This window comes from Streptomyces silaceus, from assembly GCF_001419745.1.
Taxonomy (GTDB): Bacteria; Actinomycetota; Actinomycetes; order Streptomycetales; family Streptomycetaceae; genus Streptomyces; species Streptomyces silaceus.
In genome coordinates this window covers 1-17440 of record NZ_LIRJ01000438.1, presented here as the reverse complement: position 1 = coordinate 17440, position 17440 = coordinate 1, and the positions used below count along the sequence as shown (strand labels likewise).

Genomic DNA, 17440 nt, shown 5'->3' with positions numbered 1-17440 from the left:
CGGCCCCGCCCCACAGACGAAGCACCCGCGCAGCACCGCCAAGGCGCAGACGCCCACGCACCCGCACCACCGACGGACAACAGGCGCGGGCGTCAGGCCGCCCCCCCTACACCGCGTGCAGCGCCAGGGTTGGGGAGAGGCGGGAGGCGCGGACCGCTGGGTACAGGCCCGCTGCCGTGCCTATCGCCAGCGTTGCCGCGAAGCCGCCCGCCATCGACCAGGGCGGAACCACCCACGGCAGGCCGCCCGACACCGCGTACGCCGCCGTAGCCGCCGCGCCGAGCGCGACGCCCGCCACGCCTCCCAGGCCCGACAGCATCAGCGACTCCGTCACGAACTGCACCCGGATCTGCCCCCGCGTCGCCCCCAGCGAACGGCGCAGGCCGATCTCGTGGCGGCGCTCCAGAACGGAGATGATCATGGTGTTGGCGACGCCCACGCCGCCCACCAGGAGCGCGATGCCGCCCAGACCCAGCAGCAGCGTCGAGAACGCCCCCTCCGTCGCCGCCTTCGCCTGGAGCGCCGCCGACGGATCGGTGACCTGGACGTTGCGCGGGCTCTCCGGGTCGATCGACGCGGCGAGCAGCTTGCGCACCTCGCCCACGGAGGCGTCGGAGGAACGCTCGTACACCGACGTCGGACGCCCGTCGAAGCCGAGCAGCTTCTCCGACGCGTCCCAGCCGGTCAGCGCCGACCGCTCGATGTCGGGCGCGAGCGGCAGTGCGTCGAGGATGCCGATGACCGTGAAGTAGCGGTCGTCGATCCAGACCTGCTGCCCCGGCGACGTGATCCCGAGCCGCTTGGCCGCCACATGGCCGAGGACCACCGACGGATAGCGGCTGTTCGCCGCGTTGAACCAGCTGCCGTGCGCGATCTCGCCGCGCAGCACCTTCAACAGCCCTTCCGTGGACGCCTTCACGGAGATCCCGCCGGTCTCGTCCTCGGGGATCTTCTCGCTGCGCCGCACCGAACGGTCGAGATCGCCGGTCGCGCCCACGTCCTCGACACCGTCGACCCGCGCGACCCGCCCCGCCGCGTCGCGCGGCAGCGTCACCTTCTCGCCGGAGAACATCGCCTCGCCGGGCGAGGCGACCAGCATGTTCGTTCCCAACGCGTCCAGTTCCCGCATGAGTTGGGCCTTGCTGGAGGAGGAGATGCCCACCACCGCGACCATGGTCGCGATGCCGATGGCGATGCCGAGCGCGGACAGGACGACCCGCACGGGCCGGCTGCGCAGCCCGGCGGAGCCGACGTGGAGGACGTCACGGGGCCCGAGCCGCGCGGCCCTGAGCTTCCCCCGCTTTCCGTACGTACGGTGCTTCACGCCGCCACCACCCCCGCCCGCGTGTCCGCGACGATCCGCCCATCCTTGATCCGCACCTGCCGCGGCAGCCGCTCGGCGATCTCCGTGTCGTGGGTGATGACGGCGATGGTCGCGCCCTCCGCGTTGAGGTCGTGCAGCAGCGCCATGACGGCCTCGCCGGACTCGGAGTCGAGCGCGCCGGTGGGTTCGTCGGCGAGCAGCAGGTCCGGTTCGCCGACGACCGCGCGGGCGATGGCGACGCGCTGTTTCTGGCCGCCGGAGAGCTCGTGTGGGCGGTGCCTCATACGGTCGGCGAGGCCGACGCGCTCCAGGGCGTACGCGGCCCTGCGGCGGCGCTCCGCGCGGGAGAGCCCGGAGTAGAGCAGGCCTTCGGCGACGTTGTCGCGGGCGCTGACGCCGGGGACGAGGTGGAACGCCTGGAAGACGAAGCCGATGTGCCGGGCGCGCAGCGCGGACAGGCTGCGGTCGGCGAGCGCGGCGACGTCGTGTCCGGCGATGGCGACGGTGCCCGCGGTGGGGCGGTCGAGGGTGCCGACGATGTGCAGGAGGGTCGACTTCCCGGACCCGGAGGGCCCGACGATGCCGAGGAGTTCACCGGCGCCGACGCTCAGGTCGACACCGCGCAGGGCGGCGACACCACCGGGGTACTCCTTGGTGACCCCTCTCAACTCGACGACGGAGGAGGGACCTTCGGCGGTACTCATGCCTTCGGCACCCCGACCTTCATTCCTTCCCGCAGCCCCCCGCCGGTCACCTCGACCCGGCCCTGCCCGAACATGCCGAGCCCGACCTTCACGTCGCGCGTGCGGCCGCCGTCGACGACCTGGACGCCGAAGCCGCCGCCGGGCAGCGCGAGGAGCGCGTTGACCGGCACCGAGAGGACGTCCTCGCGGGTCTCGCCGGTGAGGTTCACGGTGACCGGCGACTGGTCGAAGCCGCCGACCTCGCCGGGGTCGTCGAAGGTGACGGTGACGGTGATCTTGGGGGACTTGTCGGACGGGTCGTCGCCGGGCTTGGCGGTCTTGCCGACGGAGGCGACCCGGCCCTTGGCGGTGGTGCCGTCGGGGAGCGTGACGGTGACCTTCGCGCCCTTCTTCGCCAGGCCGCCGTCGGAGACGTCGAGCTGGACGCGGACGACACGCTCGGAGCCGGTCGTGGCGAGCACCGGCCTGCCGGGGGCGACCTGGTCGCCGACGGAGGACTCGGCGGACTTCACGCGGACCGAGGACGGCTGGAAGGAGATCTGCTCGGGCCCGACACGGCCGGTCTGCTTGCGGTCGTGGGCCTTCTGCCACCGTGTGACGGCGGCGGCCGTGCCGTCGGTGTACGTGTCGTCGACGGCGAGCCCGGCGCCGTACCCGAGCGCCACCAGGTTCTCCTCCAGCTGGCGCACGTCGTTGCCCTTGTCGCCCGGCTTCAGCGTGCGGTACATCGGCTCGGTGCCGTACATGAGGCGGACCGGCGCGCCGTTGACCTCGTAGAGGCGGTCGTCCCTGCCGACCGTGGCGCCGGTCTCCGCGGACCAGGTGAGCGTGCCCGTCGTACCGGCGTTGACCTTGCGCTCCTTGGCGTAGCCGAGGGTGCCGTCGACCTGGCTGCCGCTGCTGAGGTCGCCGCGCTCGACGGACGCGGTGGCCGGCGGGAGCCCCGCGCCGCGCTCGGCGGAACTGCCGCCTCCGCCGCCCGCGTCGGCGAGGGCGGTGACGGCTATCCCGCCGCCGGTGACGGCGAGGAGGGCCACGACGGTGGCGACGACGGCGGTGCGGCGCCTCACTTGACGATGCCCTTGCACGCCTCGGCGGCCTTCTCCATCTTCTTGGCCTCGGCGCCCCGGGGCATGGGCTGGGCCTGCATGGCCCCGCCGTCGAACTTCGGGTCCGGCATGTCGTAGCCGTTCTTGCGCATGCACTGGGCGTACTTGAGCATCTTGTCCTTGTCGGCCTGCGAGACTCCGCCGCCCTTGGAGCCGCCGCCCATGCCGCACTTCTTCATGGCGGCCTCCATCTTCTCCTTGCTCATGTCGCCGCCGATGGTGAGGCCGCGGCTGTCCTGACCGGACTTGGGCTCGGGCACGTCCAGCCCGTTCTTGCGCAGGCACTCGCGCTGCTTGTAGGCCTTGTCGGCCTCGGCGCCCTTGCCGCCGTCGGCGCTGTTGCCCGTGGAGTCCGCGTCGGACCCGGAGCCGGAGTCCGCCGAGCAGGCGCCGGCGAACAGGGCGAGCGCGGCGAACCCGGACGCGAGCGCCACTGAGCGGGCGCGGGTCCTGGTGGCCTTGGTGACGGTCCTCATGGCTTCCCCTTCACAGGTGGCGTGCGTGACGCGCACAGGCTGGCGGGAAGCGGGATTTCGTTTCTCTCAACGGGGACGCTTACACCGGCGAAAGGTCACTCTCCGGTACACAGGGCGGCATGCGCGTACTGCTGGTGGAGGACGAGGAATTCCTGGCCGAGATGATCGCCGACGGGCTGCGCCGCGACGCGCTGGCCGTCGACGTCGCGGCCGACGGCCTCACCGCGCTGCGCAAACTCCAGCTCGGCGAGTACGACGTGATGATCCTGGACCGCGACCTGCCGGGCGTGCACGGCGACGAGGTGTGCCGCCGCGTCGTCGAGCAGCGGCTGCTGACCCGGGTCCTGATGCTGACGGCGTCGGGCACGGTGCGTGACCGCGTGGCGGGTCTGGGGCTCGGCGCGGACGACTACCTCACCAAGCCGTTCGCGTACGACGAGCTGCTCGCGCGTGTGCTCGCGCTCGGCCGCCGCGCGCGCCCCGCGCTGCCGCCGGTCATCGAGCGGGCGGGCCTCGTCCTGGACACCGCGCGCCGCCAGGCCAGCCGGGACGGGCGCCATCTGGCGCTGTCCCGCAAGGAGTTCGCGGTCCTGGAGGCGCTGTTGCGGGCGGACGGCGCGGTGGTCAGCGGCGAGGACCTGATCGAGCAGGTCTGGGAGGAGGACACCAGCTACCGCACCAACGCGGTGCGCGTCACGCTCTCCAAGCTGCGCGCGAAGCTGGGCGAGCCGCCGGTGGTGGAGACGGTGCCGGGGGCCGGGTACCGCATCTCGGGCGGCGGCGCGCGGAGCCCCCGGTGAGGGCCCGCGTCAGCGGCGAGCGGGCCCGGCTCACCACGCTGTACGGCGGTCTCCTCGTCCTCGCGGGGGCGCTCCTGACCGGGGTCGTGTACCTGCTGGTGCAGCAGGGCCTGTACTCCTCCATCAGCACGGCGGTGACCACGGCCGTGCCCCGGGGGCCGGTGCCTCCGTGGCGGACGGTGCCGGGGGTGCCGGTGCCCGCCTCCTCGCTGACGCCGACCGACGCGGGGTCGGCCCGCCCCACGTCCCAGGAGATGGAGACGATCAAGGGACTCGCCGTCACGAGGATCAGCGATCTCGCGGGCGAGGCGGCGCTGAACCGCCTCCTGACGGTGTCGGCGATCGTGTTCGCCGCGTACGCCGTCCTGTCGATCGCGCTGGCCTGGTGGATGGCGGGCCGGGTGCTCCGCCCGGTCGGCGTGATCACCGGGACGGCACGGCGCCTGTCGGGGGCCAATCTGCACGAGCGCATCGCGCTGGACGCCCCGCCGGGCGAGCTGAAGCGGCTCGCCGACACCTTCGACGAGATGCTGGACCGGATAGAGCGGCTGGTCGGCGCGCAGCAGCGGTTCGCGGCGAACGCGGCGCACGAGCTGCGCACCTCGCTCGCGGTGCAGCGGGCGGCGGCCGAGATCGGTCTGGCCGGGGAGCCGGACGCGGCGCGGGTGGCGAGGATCCGTACGAAGCTGATCTCCGTCGCCGACGACGGCGAGCACCTCATCGAGGGGCTGCTGCTGCTCGCGGCGTCCGAGCAGGGCCTGGACCGGCGCGAGGGCGTCGCGGTGGACGTCCTGGCGCACGCGGTGGCGGAGGGGCTCACCGAGGAGGCCGCCGGGCACGGGGTCGCGGTGCGGGTGCGGGCGGAGCCGCTGACGGTGGAGGGCGACGGCGTGCTCCTGGACCGCCTGGTGCACAACCTCGTGGCGAACGCGGTCCGCTACAACGTCAAGGGCGGCCGGGTGGACGTCCGCACGGCGGCGGACGGCGTCCTGGAGGTGTCCAACACCGGTCCGGAGGTCCCCGCCGACACGGTCCCGCACCTCTTCGAGCCCTTCCGCAGGCTGCACGAGCGCACCCACGCGCGCGGGGAGGGCGCCGGGCTCGGCCTGTCCATCGTCGCGGCGATCGCGCGGGCCCACGGGGCGCGGGCGTCGGCGACGGCGAACGGCGCGGGCGGCGGGCTGACGGTGCGGGTGGAGTTCCCTCGCCCCGACGGCCCCGAGGGGCCCTAGTGGCGGTAGAAGATCCGGTCGCCGTACTCCTGGAAGACCCGGCCGTTCCAGTCGTGGCCGCCGTCCACGTTCCCGGAGCGCAGCAGCGGCGGCTGGACGCCGCGCGCGGCGAGGCGCTCGATCGCGGCGGCGGTCATGGCCTGCATGAGCGCGTTCGTGACGACGCTGGAGGCGGGCCCGAACGGCGCGTCGACGCCGTCGAGGGACAGCTCCGCGTCGCCCACCGCGATCTTGGAGTCGACCACGACGTCGCAGTGGTCCTTGAGGAAGGTGCCCGAGACGTGCCGCGACTTCGTCTCCGTCGCGTACGCCACGGAGGTCACGCCGATGACCTTCAGGCCCAGCGCGCGGGCGTTCATGGCCATCTCCACGGGCAGCGAGTTCCGCCCGGACAGGGAGATGATCACGAGTACGTCGCCGGGGCGGGCGGGCGAGGAGTCGAGGACGGCGCCCGCGAGGCCGTCGACGCGCTCCAGGGCGGAGCCGAGGGTGGCGGGCATCACGTCGACGCCGACCACGCCGGGCACGGCGAGGAGGTTGATCAGGGCGAGGCCGCCCGCGCGATAGACGACGTCCTGCGCGGCGAGCGAGGAGTGCCCGGCGCCGAAGGCGAAGAGGCGCCCGCCGGCCTCGACCGCGTCGGCGAGCAGCGCGCCCGCCTCGGCGACGTGCCCGGACTCCTCGTCGCGGACCTTCTGGAGCAGGCCGATCGCGGCGTCGAAATACCGGCCCGCCAGCTTGCTCTCGCCGCTTCCGCCGCTCGGGCTGCTCTCGCTCATGGCGCTCATTCGCATCACGTTGCGGTCTGGACCAGTGCCCTGTCAACACCGTCGCGGGCCTGTCCCCGCGGGGTTTTCCCCCGGCACGGCACGGTTGTCGGAGGTATGCGTCAGAATTGAGGGCAGGGCCAGCGCACGAGCGAATTCTGAGGGGCACCGATGTCGGGGCTGATTGACACCACTGAGATGTATTTGCGCACCATCCTCGAGCTCGAGGAGGAAGGTGTGGTCCCCATGCGCGCCCGGATCGCCGAGCGGCTCGACCAGAGCGGACCGACGGTGAGCCAGACCGTGGCGCGCATGGAGCGCGACGGCCTGGTGGCGGTCGCCAGCGACCGGCACCTGGAGCTCACCGAGGAGGGCCGCCGTCTGGCCACCCGTGTGATGCGCAAGCACCGCCTGGCGGAGTGCCTGCTCGTCGACGTGATCGGGCTGGAGTGGGAGCAGGTGCACGCCGAGGCGTGCCGCTGGGAGCACGTGATGAGCGAGGCGGTGGAGCGCCGCGTCCTGGAGCTGCTGCGCCACCCCACCGAGTCGCCGTACGGCAACCCGATCCCGGGCCTTGAGGAGCTGGGCGAGAAGGACGGCGCGGACCCGTTCCTGGACGAGGGCATGGTCTCGCTGACGGAGCTCGACCCCGGCGCCGAGGGCAAGACGGTCGTCGTCCGCCGGATCGGCGAGCCGATCCAGACGGACGCGCAGCTGATGTACACGCTGCGGCGGGCGGGTGTGCAGCCGGGTTCCGTGGTGAGCGTGACGGAGTCGGCGGGCGGTGTGCTCGTGGGCAGCAGCGGCGAGGCCGCGGAGCTCACGGCGGAGGTCGCCTCGCACGTGTTCGTCGCCAAGCGCTGAGGCGCGGCCGCGCCGCCGGCGGTCCTGCCGCCGCGGCCGTGGCCGGTGCCCGGTGGGCGCCGGCGCCGGATCCGAGTCAACTCCCGTTGTTATAGAGGAAGTTGACAAGGCTCCGCTCTCTTCACGAGATCTCGCGGAGTCCAAGATTCAGTGTGTGGAATCGCAGCGGTCGAGCGTTTTGCGTGCGAGGCTGTCGCGAGAGGCATATGACCTGAGGGCTCTTGACCATGGCCGCGCCGGGGTCTGGCCGCGCGGCCGGAGAGGGGGCAGGAGGATGTGCCCGACTGGTGAGCGCGGACGGACCTGCGGGAGCCTGCGCACGCCCCGCGGACAGGATGATCGGGGTGAGGGCCCCGGCGCCCAAGAGCGCCGGGGCCCATCCTCCCCTGTGCTGACCCGGAGCCCCGAGCTCTCAGGGTCATCCCCCTCGGACCGGTTTCCCCGAGCGGCCCGCCTCCCGGTGAAGATCTCCCCTCGGCAACGCCGGTCAATCCTTGAGCCTGGTCACCCGAACGAGGGGTGTTACCGGCGATCCGGTCGCTTTCGAAAGGGAGTTCGATAGCGTGCGGGGGTGCAGGGCAGGACAGGCGTGGATCCCGAGCTGACTCCAGGGGGGTGCCAGGAATCATGGTGCGGCGCATCGACGTGACGGGCGCGGGCGGCGTACGCCTCGCCGCCTGGGAGTACGCCGACCCTCCCAAGCTCAGGGAGGCCGAGCGGTCGCCGGGCGGGGTGCTGTTACTCCACGGCCTGATGGGCCGCGCCTCCCACTGGGCGGGCACCGCCCGCTGGCTCTCCGAGCGGCACCGCGCGGTCGCCCTCGACCAGCGCGGCCACGGCCAGAGCGACAAGCCCGCCGACGGCCCCTACACCCGCGAGGCCTACGTCGACGACGCCGAGGCCGCCCTCGTCGGGCTCGACCTGGCGCCCGCCGTCCTCATCGGCCACTCCATGGGAGCGCTCACCGCCTGGCAGCTCGCCGCGCGCCGCCCCGACCTCGTCCGGGGCCTGATCATCTGCGACATGCGGGCCTCCGCGCTCGGCGCCGCCTCGCAGCGCGAGTGGGAGGACTGGTTCAAGTCCTGGCCGGTCCCGTTCGCCACGCTCGCCGACGTCCGCAAGTGGTTCGGCGAGGACGACCCCTGGGTGGAGCGCCCCAACCCCGCGCGCGGCGAGTTCTTCGCCGAGGTGATGGCCGAGGGCCCCGACGGCTGGCGGCCCGTCTTCGACCGTACGCAGATGCTCAGGTCCCGCGAGACCTGGGTGCACGACGCGCACTGGGAGGAGCTGATCCAGGTCCGCTGCCCGGCACTGGTCGTGCGCGGCCAGGACGGCGAGCTGGGCCGGGCCGAGTCCCAGGAGATGGTCCGCGTGCTGCCCCGCGGGGAGTACGCGGAGGTGGCCGACGCGGGCCACCTGGTCCACTACGACCAGCCGAGCGCGTGGCGGGCCGCGATCGAACCGTTTCTGGACGGGGTCCTGACCGGGTAGCGGCGCCCGGCCGGCCCCTCAGGGGCTGAGGCGTTCGACGCGCCACGCGGCCAGGCCGGCGCCCGTGCGCACGTACCGCAGGCGGTCGTGCAGGCGGTTGCTCCTGCCCTGCCAGAACTCCACCGTCTCGGGGGTGACCCGGAAGCCGCCCCAGTGCGGGGGCACGGGCACCTGCTCGCCCTCCGGGTAGCGGGCGGCCAAGTCGGCGTACGCACGGTCCAGTTCGTCGCGCGAGGCGAGCACGGAGGACTGGGCGCTGGCCCAGGCGCCCAGCTGGGAGCCGTGCGGACGGGTGCGGAAGTAGGCGACGGTCTCCTCGCGCCCGACGCGCGCCGCCGTGCCGGTGACGATCACCTGGCGGGCCATGGGGTGCCAGGGGAAGAGCAGCGAGACGTAGGGGCTGGCGGACAGCTCACGGGCCTTGCGGGACTCGTAGTTGGTGAAGAAGACGAAGCCCTGCTCGTCGAAGCCCTTCAGGAGCACCGTGCGGGAGCTGGGGCGGCCCTCGGCGTCGGCGGTGGAGACGACCATGGCGTTCGGCTCGGCGACGGCGTCCCGCTCGCGCGCCGCCTCCTTGAACCAGAGCGCGAACTGGTCCATGGGGCCCGCGGGCAGCTCGCCTTCAAGGAGCCCCTCGCTGGCGTACTGCTGTCGCATGTCGGCCGGTGCACTGGAGTCGGTCACGCGGTCATCTTGCCGTATACGAAGGGGTGTCCGACGGGGTGCACGGCACTTCGGGGAGGTGACGTGTGGCACTGAGTGCCGCGTTCCATCGCCAAAGGTGGCACCAAGGGATATCGTCCTGCTGCCGCATCGGTTGGGTGACCACCAGCCTCACGGGGCATCACCGGGGTGACCGTTCCGGACCGCGAGTCGCCGAATACGCCGGGGCCCGACGTATTCGACCGTGGAACCGGACCGAAATCGCCCATTTTTGACGCATGGTCATGAGCTGATCGCAACCCCATCTCTCGAAACCATCATGTCGAACCCATCACGAGGAGCCGCCTGATGTCCGACTTCGTACCTGGACTCGAAGGAGTCATCGCGTTCGAGACGGAGATCGCCGAACCGGACAAGGAAGGCGGTGCGCTCCGCTACCGCGGCGTCGACATCGAGGACCTGGTCGGCCATGTCTCCTTCGGGAACGTGTGGGGCCTGCTCGTCGACGGCGCCTTCAACCCCGGCCTGCCGCCCGCCGAGCCCTTCCCGATCCCGGTGCACTCCGGCGACATCCGCGTCGACGTCCAGTCCGCCCTGGCGATGCTCGCGCCCGTCTGGGGCCTGCGTCCGCTGCTCGACATCAGCGAGGAGCAGGCCCGCGAGGACCTGGCCCGCGCCGCCGTCATGGCCCTCTCCTACGTCGCCCAGTCGGCGCGCGGACAGGGGCTGCCGATGGTGCCGCAGCGGGAGATCGACAAGGCCGAGACGGTCGTCGAGCGGTTCATGAAGCGGTGGCGCGGGGAGCCCGACCCCAAGCACGTCCAGGCCGTCGACGCGTACTGGACCTCGGCCGCCGAGCACGGCATGAACGCCTCCACGTTCACCGCGCGCGTCATCGCGTCCACCGGGGCGGACGTGGCGGCGGCGCTGAGCGGGGCGGTCGGGGCGATGTCCGGGCCGCTGCACGGCGGTGCCCCGTCCCGGGTCCTCGGCATGATCGAGGAGATCGAGCGCACCGGGGACGCCGTGGCGTACGTGAAGCAGGCCCTGGACCGCGGGGAGCGGCTCATGGGCTTCGGGCACCGGGTGTACCGGGCCGAGGACCCGCGGGCCCGGGTGCTGCGGCGGACCGCCCGTGAGCTGGGCGCGCCCCGCTTCGAGGTCGCGGAGGCGCTGGAGAAGGCGGCCCTCGACGAGCTCCACGCGCGGCGGCCCGACCGGGTGCTCGCCACGAACGTGGAGTTCTGGGCGGCGATCGTCCTCGACTTCGCCGAGGTGCCGGCGCACATGTTCACGTCGATGTTCACGTGCGCGCGGACCGCGGGGTGGTCGGCGCACATCCTGGAGCAGAAGCGGACGGGCCGTCTTGTCCGTCCCTCGGCGCGGTACGTGGGGCCCGGCAGCAGGGCGCCGCAGGCGATCGAGGGGTTCGACGAGATCGCCCGCTGAGGTCTCCGTGAGCTGATGTCCCGGGGCGCCGCCCCCGGACCCCGCTCCGCGGACGCCGGAGGGGCTGGATCCACCAGCCCCTCGTCGGCCCGGCCCCCTCGTCAGCCCAGTGCCGACTCCACCAGGACCGTCCACTGCGCCACCACCCGTTCCCGGCGGGCGCCGTCGTCCGTCAGGAGGTTGGCCAGGCCCAGGCCGCGGGCCATGTCCAGGAGGCCCTGGATCGTCTCGCGGACGCCGGGGCGGGACTCGTCCGCGTCGAGGAGCTCCACCGCGATGCGGTGCGTCTCGCGGCCCACGCGGGATTCCAGTTCCGTGACCCGGGAGCCCAGCTGGGGCTCGTTGGACGCGGCGACCCACAGGTGGAGCGCCGCGCGGAACAGCGGACCCGTGTAGAGGTCGACGAGGGCCGCGACCACCGAGGCGCGGTCCTGTGCCGGGAGGGCGCGCAGGGCCGTGGAGCGCTGCTCGGCGACGTACTCCACCGCGGCCGTGAAGAGGTCCTCGCGGGTCGGGAAGTGGTGCTGCGCCGCGCCCCGCGAGACGCCCGCCCGTTCGGCGACCACCGAGACCGTCGAGCCGCCCCAGCCGTGCTCGGCGAGGCAGGACACCGCGGCCTCCAGGAGCTTCTGGCGGGTGGCGCGGCTGCGGTCCTGCTTGGGCGCGCGGTCGGCGGCGGTCACAGCACCCATGGGCGCTCCCGTCGTTCGAGGAACGCCGTCATCCCCTCGCGCGCCTCGGCGGAGCCGAAGAGCCGCGCGGACAGGGCCATGACGGCCTCCGATTGGTCGTCGAATGCGTCGAGCACCCTAGCCGTGAGCAGCTTCTTCGTCTCGGCCAGGGCACCCGGCGCCGCCGCCCGCAGCCCGTCGAGCAGCGGCCGGAGCGCCTCGTCCGGGTCGGCCGCGTACGCCGTCACCAGGCCGATCCGCGCCGCCTCCGCGCCGTCGAAGCGCTCCCCGGTGAGGAAGTAGCGGGAGGCCGCGCCCGGGTCGAGGCGGGGCAGCAGCGGCAGGGAGATCACGGCGGGGGCGACGCCGATGTGCACCTCCGTGAACGCGAAGGACGCCCCCGGCCCCGCCACCGCCAGGTCGCAGACGCCGAGCAGCCCGAGGCCGCCCGCCCGCACGTGCCCGTCGACCCGGGCGACGACCGGTTGGGGCAGCGTCACGATCCGCCGGAGCAGCGCCACGAACGCGGCGGGGTCCGGCGGCTCCTTCAGGTCGGCGCCCGAGCAGAACGTCGTCCCGGTGTGGGTGAGCAGGACCGCGCGGACGCCGGGGTCCCCGCCGAGGCCGTCGAGCGCCTCGGCGAGGGCGGCCAGGAGCTTCGCCGAGAGGGCGTTGCGCCGCTCGGGGAAGTCCAGGGTGACGGTGACGATGCCGCGCGCCGGGGAGGAGACGGACAGGGGCATGGGGGCTCCTCGGAAGGACTCGGCGGGACGTGCGGGGACGGGACAGGACACAGGGGGTTCAGTAGGACTTGGGCAGGCCGAGCGTCTGGTGCGAGACGTAGTTGAGGATCATCTCCCTGCTGACGGGGGCGATCCGGGCCACGCGCGAGGCGACGATCAGCGAGGCGAGGCCGAACTCCTTGGTGAGGCCGTTGCCGCCGAGGGTGTGCACGGCTTGGTCGACGGCCTTCACACAGGCGTCGGCGGCGGCGAGCTTGGCCATGTTGGCGGCCTCGCCCGCGCCCGTGTCGTCGCCCTCGTCGTAGAGCCGCGCGGCCTTCTGCATCATCAGGCGGGCCAGCTCCAGTTCGACGTGGGACTGGGCCAGCGGGTGCGCGATGGCCTGGTGGGCGCCGATCGGGGCCTTCCAGACGCTGCGTTCCTTGGCGTACTCGACGGCGCGGGCGACCGCGTACCTGCCCATGCCCACCGCGAACGCGGCCGTCATGATCCGCTCGGGGTTGAGGCCCGCGAAGAGCTGGAGCAGGCCCGCGTCCTCGTCGCCGACGAGCGCCTCCGGGGGCAGCCGCACGTCGTCGAGGACCAGTTCGAACTGCTTCTCCGCCGCGTGCAGTTCCATCTCGATCTGCCGCCGCTCGAAGCCGGGGGCGTCGCGCGGGACGATGAACAGGCACGGCTTGAGGTTGCCGGTGCGCGCGTCCGACGTACGGCCCACGATCAGCGTGGCGTCCGCGATGTCGACGCCGGAGATGAAGACCTTGCGGCCGGTGAGCAGCCAGTCGCCGGAGTCGGGGTCGCGACGGGCGGTGGTGGTGATGCGGTGGGAGTTGGAGCCCGCGTCCGGCTCGGTGATGCCGAAGGCCATGGTGCGCGAGCCGTCGGCGAGGCCGGGCAGCCACTCCCGCTTCTGTTCCTCGGTGCCGAAGCGGGCGATGACCGTGCCGCAGATCGCGGGCGAGACGACCATCATCAGGAGCGGGCAGCCGGCCGCCCCCAACTCCTCCAGGACGATGGAGAGTTCGGCTATTCCGCCGCCCCCGCCGCCGTACTCCTCGGGCAGGTTGACGCCCAGGTAGCCGAGCTTGGCGGCGTCCTCCCACAGCTCGTCGGGGTGGCCGCCGGCCTCGGCGACGCGGGTGAGGTAGTCGCGGCCGTAGCGCTTGCCGAGGGCCGCGACGGCGGCGCGCAGGGCCTGGTGCTCCTCGGTTTCGAGGACGGTGCTGCGAGCGGTGCTCATGCGGACTGTTCCTCCTGTACGACGTCCTGGTCGGGCGCCTGGCCGGCGGCCCGTACGACGGCCAGCAGCGTGCCGACCTCCACCTGGTGGCCCGGCACGGCGTGCAGGGCGGTGAGCGTGCCGGAGGCGGGAGCGCAGATGCGGTGCTCCATCTTCATGGCCTCCAGCCAGACGAGGGGCTGCCCGGCGGTGACCGGCCGCCCCTCGGCGATGTCCTCGGCGACGCGCACGACGGTGCCGGGCATCGGGGCGAGCAGCGAGCCGGGGGCGCGCCGCGCGGTCGGCTCGGGGAGCAGCGGCAGCGGGGTGAGCGCGGTGTCCGACCCGGGCGTGGTGACGTGGACGCGCCCGTCGCCGTAGCGCGTGACCGTGAACGGCCTTCGCACGCCCTCGACTTCGAGGACCACGAGCGCGTCCGTCACGCTGACGACGCCGATGCCCTCGGCGACCGGTCCGGTGCGGGTGTGGTCGTAGCGGACCTCGTGCTCGGTGCCGTCGGGTTCGGTGCGATAGCGCTTGAGGTGGGGCTGGGAGCGCAGGTTGCGCCAGCCGCCGAACCGGGAGCGGCCGTGCGCGTCGGCGAGCGCGGCGGCCAGCGGGGCGTGCGGGTCGGGCGCGGGGGCCGCGAGGGCGGCCGCGTGCCGGTCATAGAAGCCGGTGTCCATGCGGGCGCCGGTGAACTCGGGGTGGCGCAGGGAGCGTACGAGCAGGTCGCGGTTGGTGACCGGGCCGTGGACGGCGGCGCGCTCCAGGGCGCCCGCCAGCTTCCGCACGGCCTCGGCGCGCGTGGGCGCGTACGCGACGGCCTTGGCGAGCATCGCGTCGTAGTGCACGCCGATGGTGTCGCCCGCCGCGTAGCCGCTGTCCAGGCGCACGTCGCCGGGGACGTCGAGGCGGTGCAGGGTGCCGGTCTGCGGGGCCCAGCCCGCCGCGGGGTCCTCGGCGTAGAGGCGGGCCTCGACGGCGTGGCCGCGCGCGGGCGGCGGCTCGGGGTCGAGCGCCTCGCCCTCGGCGACGCGGATCTGCAGCGCCACGAGATCGAGGCCGAACACGGCCTCGGTGACGGGGTGTTCGACCTGGAGGCGGGTGTTCATCTCCAGGAAGTGCGCGCGGCCGTTCGCCACCAGGAACTCGACCGTGCCCGCGCCGCGGTAGTCGGTGACGCGGGCGGCGCGCACGGCCTGCGCGTGCAGCTCCTCGACCAGTTCGGGGGCGAGGCCGGGCGCCGGGGACTCCTCGACGACCTTCTGGTGGCGGCGCTGGAGGGTGCAGTCGCGGGTGCCGAGCGGCCACACCGTGCCGTGCGCGTCGGCCATGAGCTGCACCTCGACGTGCCGGCCGCCCTCGACGTACGGCTCGACGAACACCTCGCCGTCCCCGAAGGCGCCGGCGGCCTCGGCGCGGGCGGCGGCCAACTCGCTTGCCAGGTCCTTCAGTTCGCGTACGACGCGCATGCCGCGTCCGCCGCCGCCCGCCGCCGCCTTCACCAGGACGGGCAGGTCGTCCTCGGTGACGTCGCCGAGGGGCGCGATGCCCATGAGTTCCTTGGCGCGCGTCTTGGACGCCATCGCCTCGATCGCCCCGGGCGGCGGGCCGATCCAGGTGAGGCCGGCGTCCAGGACGGCGCGCGCGAAGCCGGCGTTCTCGGACAGGAAGCCGTAGCCGGGGTGGATCGCGTCAGCGCCCGCGGCCTGCGCGGCCTTCACGACGAGGTCGCCGCGCAGATACGTCTCGGCGGGCGCCGCGCCCGGCAGGCGTACCGCCGTGTCGGCCTCGCGCACGTGCAGGGCGTCCGCGTCGGCGTCGGAGTACACGGCGACCGTGGCGATGCCCAGCTCCCGGCAGGTGCGGAAGACGCGGCAGGCGATCTCGCCCCGGTTGGCCACCAACAGCGAAGTGATCATCGGGAGTTCCTCGCAGGAGTCATGGGGTCACATCCGGAAGACGCCGAAGCCGCCGCGCGCGCCCTCATAGGGGGCGGTGTGGATCGCGGAGAGGCACAGGCCGAGGACGGTGCGGGTGTCGCGCGGGTCGATGACCCCGTCGTCGTAGAGCCGCCCGGACAGGAACATCGGCAGCGACTCGGACTCGATCTGCTGCTCCACCATGGCGCGCAGTCCGGCGTCCGCCTCGTCGTCGTAGGGCTGTCCCTTCGCGGCGGCGGACTGCCGGGCGACGATGGACAGGACGCCCGCGAGCTGCTGCGGGCCCATGACCGCCGACTTGGCGCTCGGCCAGGCGAAGAGGAAGCGGGGGTCGTAGGCGCGCCCGCACATGCCGTAGTGCCCGGCGCCGTAGCTCGCGCCCATGAGCACCGACAGATGCGGCACCCGCGAGTTCGACACCGCGTTGATCATCATCGCGCCGTGCTTGATGATGCCGCCCTGCTCGTACTCCTTGCCGACCATATAGCCGGTGGTGTTGTGCAGGAACAGAAGCGGGATGTCGCGCTGGTTGGCCAGCTGGATGAACTGCGCGGCCTTCTGGGACTCCTCGCTGAACAGCACGCCTTGGGCGTTGGCGAGGACGCCGACCGGATAGCCGTGCAGCGTGGCCCACCCGGTGACGAGCGAACTGCCGTACAGCGGCTTGAACTCGTCGAAGTCGGATCCGTCGACGACGCGGGCGATGACCTCGCGCGGGTCGAACGGCCTCTTCAGGTCGCCGGGGACGATGCCGAGCAGTTCGTCCTGGTCGTACTTGGGTTCCGCGACGGAGAGCGGGTCCGGATCGGCGTACTCCTTGCGCCAGTTGAGGCGGGAGACGACCCGGCGGGCCTGGCGCAGCGCGTCGCGCTCGTCCTCGGCGAGGTAGTCGGCGAGGCCGGAGGTGCGGGCGTGCATCTCGGCGCCGCCGAGCGACTCGTCGTCGCTCTCCTCGCCGGTCGCCATCTTCACCAGCGGCGGACCGCCGAGGAAGACCTTCGCCCGCTCCTTCACCATGATCACGTGGTCGCTCATGCCGGGCACATAGGCGCCGCCCGCCGTGGAGTTGCCGAAGACGACGGCGATGGTGGGGATGCCGGCGGCCGAGGACTGGGTGAGGTGCTTGAAGAGGGCACCGCCCGGGATGAAGATCTCCTTCTGGGAGGGCAGGTCCGCGCCGCCGGACTCCACGAGGTGGATCGACGGCAGCCGGTTGGCGTGCCCGATCTCGTGCGCCCGGAAGGCCTTCTTCAGCGTCCAGGGGTTGGAGGCGCCGCCCCGCACGGTCGGGTCGTTGGCGGTGATCAGGCACTCGACGCCCTCGACGACGCCGATGCCGGTGACCATGGAGGCGCCGACGGGATAGTCGCTCCCCCAGGCCGCCAGCGGCGACAGCTCCAGGAACGGCGTGTCCGGGTCGAGGAGCAGCTCGATGCGCTCACGGGCCAGCAGCTTGCCGCGCTTGTGGTGCCGGGCGACGTACTTCTCGCCGCCGCCCTCCAGCGCCTTGCCCTGCTCTGTCTCCAGCTCGGCGAGCCGGGCCAGCATGGCCTCGCGGTGCTCGGCGTACTCGGCGCTCTGCGGGTCGAGCGCGGAGGCGAGGACGGTCACGTGCGCACCTCCGGCGACGCGTGGTCCTCGGGACCTTCTTCGGGGCTCACAGCAGTACCTCCGGGATGTCCAGGTGGCGGGCGCGCAGCCATTCGCCCAGGGCTTTGGCCTGGGGGTCGAAGCGGGCCTGCGCGGCCACGCCCTCGCCGAGCAGGCCCGTGACGACGAAGTTCAGGGCGCGCAGGTTCGGCAGGTCGTGGCGTACGACGGTCACGTCCGCGGTCTCCGGCAGGAGTTCCCGCAGCCGGTCGACGGTCAGTTCGTGGGCGAGCCAGCGCCAGGCGTCGTCGGTGCGCGCCCAGACGCCGATGTTCGCGTCCCCGCCCTTGTCGCCGCTGCGGGCCCCGGCGACGCGGCCGAGGGGCGCGCGGCGG

At 73.1% G+C, this 17440-nt stretch carries 17 protein-coding genes; 5 read left to right on the top strand and 12 right to left on the bottom strand.

Annotated elements, in window-relative coordinates; translation table 11 throughout:
• Window positions 1-106: 106 nt before the first annotated feature.
• The 4 genes from AOK22_RS33115 to AOK22_RS33100 are packed head-to-tail and all read right to left on the bottom strand — an operon-like array spanning window position 107 to window position 3613.
• Window positions 107-1324: an ABC transporter permease gene (locus AOK22_RS33115; RefSeq protein WP_055702409.1), complete on the bottom strand. Its 1218-nt coding sequence runs from the start codon at window positions 1322-1324 to the stop codon at window positions 107-109.
• Window positions 1321-2028: an ABC transporter ATP-binding protein gene (locus AOK22_RS33110; RefSeq protein ID WP_055702408.1), complete on the bottom strand. Its 708-nt coding sequence runs from the start codon at window positions 2026-2028 to the stop codon at window positions 1321-1323. Before AOK22_RS33110 ends, AOK22_RS33115 begins: the two co-directional genes overlap by 4 nt.
• On the bottom strand, window positions 2025-3098 hold the full coding sequence (locus tag AOK22_RS33105) for a peptidoglycan-binding protein (RefSeq protein WP_237773395.1): 1074 nt from the start codon (window positions 3096-3098) through the stop codon (window positions 2025-2027). The genes AOK22_RS33110 and AOK22_RS33105 overlap by 4 nt, the downstream gene beginning before the upstream one ends.
• A complete protein-coding gene (locus AOK22_RS33100; protein WP_055702406.1) occupies window positions 3095-3613 on the bottom strand; it encodes a hypothetical protein in 519 nt (172 codons plus the stop codon). The genes AOK22_RS33105 and AOK22_RS33100 overlap by 4 nt, the downstream gene beginning before the upstream one ends.
• 119 nt (window positions 3614-3732) lie before the next feature.
• Here AOK22_RS33100 and AOK22_RS33095 point away from each other — a divergent pair, with 119 nt between their 5' ends.
• Together AOK22_RS33095 and AOK22_RS33090 are read left to right on the top strand one after the other, a co-directional pair.
• On the top strand, window positions 3733-4413 hold the full coding sequence (locus AOK22_RS33095; RefSeq protein ID WP_055702405.1) for a response regulator transcription factor: 681 nt from the start codon (window positions 3733-3735) through the stop codon (window positions 4411-4413).
• Window positions 4410-5645, top strand: a complete 1236-nt coding sequence (locus tag AOK22_RS33090) for a sensor histidine kinase (RefSeq protein ID WP_055702404.1) — start codon at window positions 4410-4412, stop codon at window positions 5643-5645. Before AOK22_RS33095 ends, AOK22_RS33090 begins: the two co-directional genes overlap by 4 nt.
• Here AOK22_RS33090 and AOK22_RS33085 read toward each other — a convergent pair.
• Window positions 5642-6424: an SIS domain-containing protein gene (locus tag AOK22_RS33085; protein WP_055702403.1), complete on the bottom strand. Its 783-nt coding sequence runs from the start codon at window positions 6422-6424 to the stop codon at window positions 5642-5644. The genes AOK22_RS33090 and AOK22_RS33085 overlap by 4 nt on opposite strands.
• Window positions 6425-6583: 159 nt before the next feature.
• Between AOK22_RS33085 and AOK22_RS33080 the strand changes: the two genes are divergently transcribed.
• Window positions 6584-7276 (top strand): iron-dependent transcriptional repressor DtxR, encoded by a 693-nt coding sequence (locus tag AOK22_RS33080; RefSeq protein ID WP_055702402.1) that lies wholly within the window; start codon window positions 6584-6586, stop codon window positions 7274-7276.
• Between the two features lie 627 nt (window positions 7277-7903).
• Window positions 7904-8767 carry an alpha/beta fold hydrolase gene (locus AOK22_RS33075; protein ID WP_055702401.1) on the top strand — a complete coding sequence of 288 codons (864 nt, stop codon included), beginning with the start codon at window positions 7904-7906 and terminating at the stop codon, window positions 8765-8767.
• Window positions 8768-8785: 18 nt separating this feature from the next.
• On the opposite strand, the gene pdxH is transcribed toward AOK22_RS33075, so the two are convergent.
• Window positions 8786-9424, bottom strand: coding sequence for a pyridoxamine 5'-phosphate oxidase (gene pdxH / locus AOK22_RS33070; protein WP_055702410.1), 639 nt, complete (start codon window positions 9422-9424; stop codon window positions 8786-8788).
• Between the two features lie 354 nt (window positions 9425-9778).
• Between pdxH and AOK22_RS33065 the strand changes: the two genes are divergently transcribed.
• Entirely contained in the window at window positions 9779-10879 is a 1101-nt protein-coding gene (locus AOK22_RS33065; protein ID WP_055702400.1) for a citrate synthase 2, read from the top strand.
• Window positions 10880-10980: 101 nt separating this feature from the next.
• Here AOK22_RS33065 and AOK22_RS33060 read toward each other — a convergent pair whose 3' ends face one another.
• The 6 genes from AOK22_RS33060 to AOK22_RS33035 all read right to left on the bottom strand — a co-directional run.
• A complete protein-coding gene (locus AOK22_RS33060) occupies window positions 10981-11571 on the bottom strand; it encodes a TetR/AcrR family transcriptional regulator (protein WP_055702399.1) in 591 nt (196 codons plus the stop codon).
• The gene (locus tag AOK22_RS33055; RefSeq protein ID WP_055702398.1) at window positions 11559-12293 is read right to left on the bottom strand and encodes an enoyl-CoA hydratase family protein; all 735 of its coding nucleotides are present in this window, start codon (window positions 12291-12293) and stop codon (window positions 11559-11561) included. The genes AOK22_RS33060 and AOK22_RS33055 overlap by 13 nt, the downstream gene beginning before the upstream one ends.
• A gap of 58 nt (window positions 12294-12351) precedes the next feature.
• Window positions 12352-13530 carry an acyl-CoA dehydrogenase family protein gene (locus AOK22_RS33050; RefSeq protein ID WP_055702397.1) on the bottom strand — a complete coding sequence of 393 codons (1179 nt, stop codon included), beginning with the start codon at window positions 13528-13530 and terminating at the stop codon, window positions 12352-12354.
• The gene (locus tag AOK22_RS33045) at window positions 13527-15434 is read right to left on the bottom strand and encodes an acetyl/propionyl/methylcrotonyl-CoA carboxylase subunit alpha (RefSeq protein ID WP_055702396.1); all 1908 of its coding nucleotides are present in this window, start codon (window positions 15432-15434) and stop codon (window positions 13527-13529) included. Before AOK22_RS33045 ends, AOK22_RS33050 begins: the two co-directional genes overlap by 4 nt.
• Before the next feature lie 27 nt (window positions 15435-15461).
• On the bottom strand, window positions 15462-17066 hold the full coding sequence (locus AOK22_RS33040) for an acyl-CoA carboxylase subunit beta (protein ID WP_055702395.1): 1605 nt from the start codon (window positions 17064-17066) through the stop codon (window positions 15462-15464).
• 46 nt (window positions 17067-17112) lie between these two features.
• Window positions 17113-17440 (bottom strand): AtuA-related protein (locus AOK22_RS33035; RefSeq protein WP_425264097.1); only part of this gene is annotated, 328 nt, incomplete at its 5' end.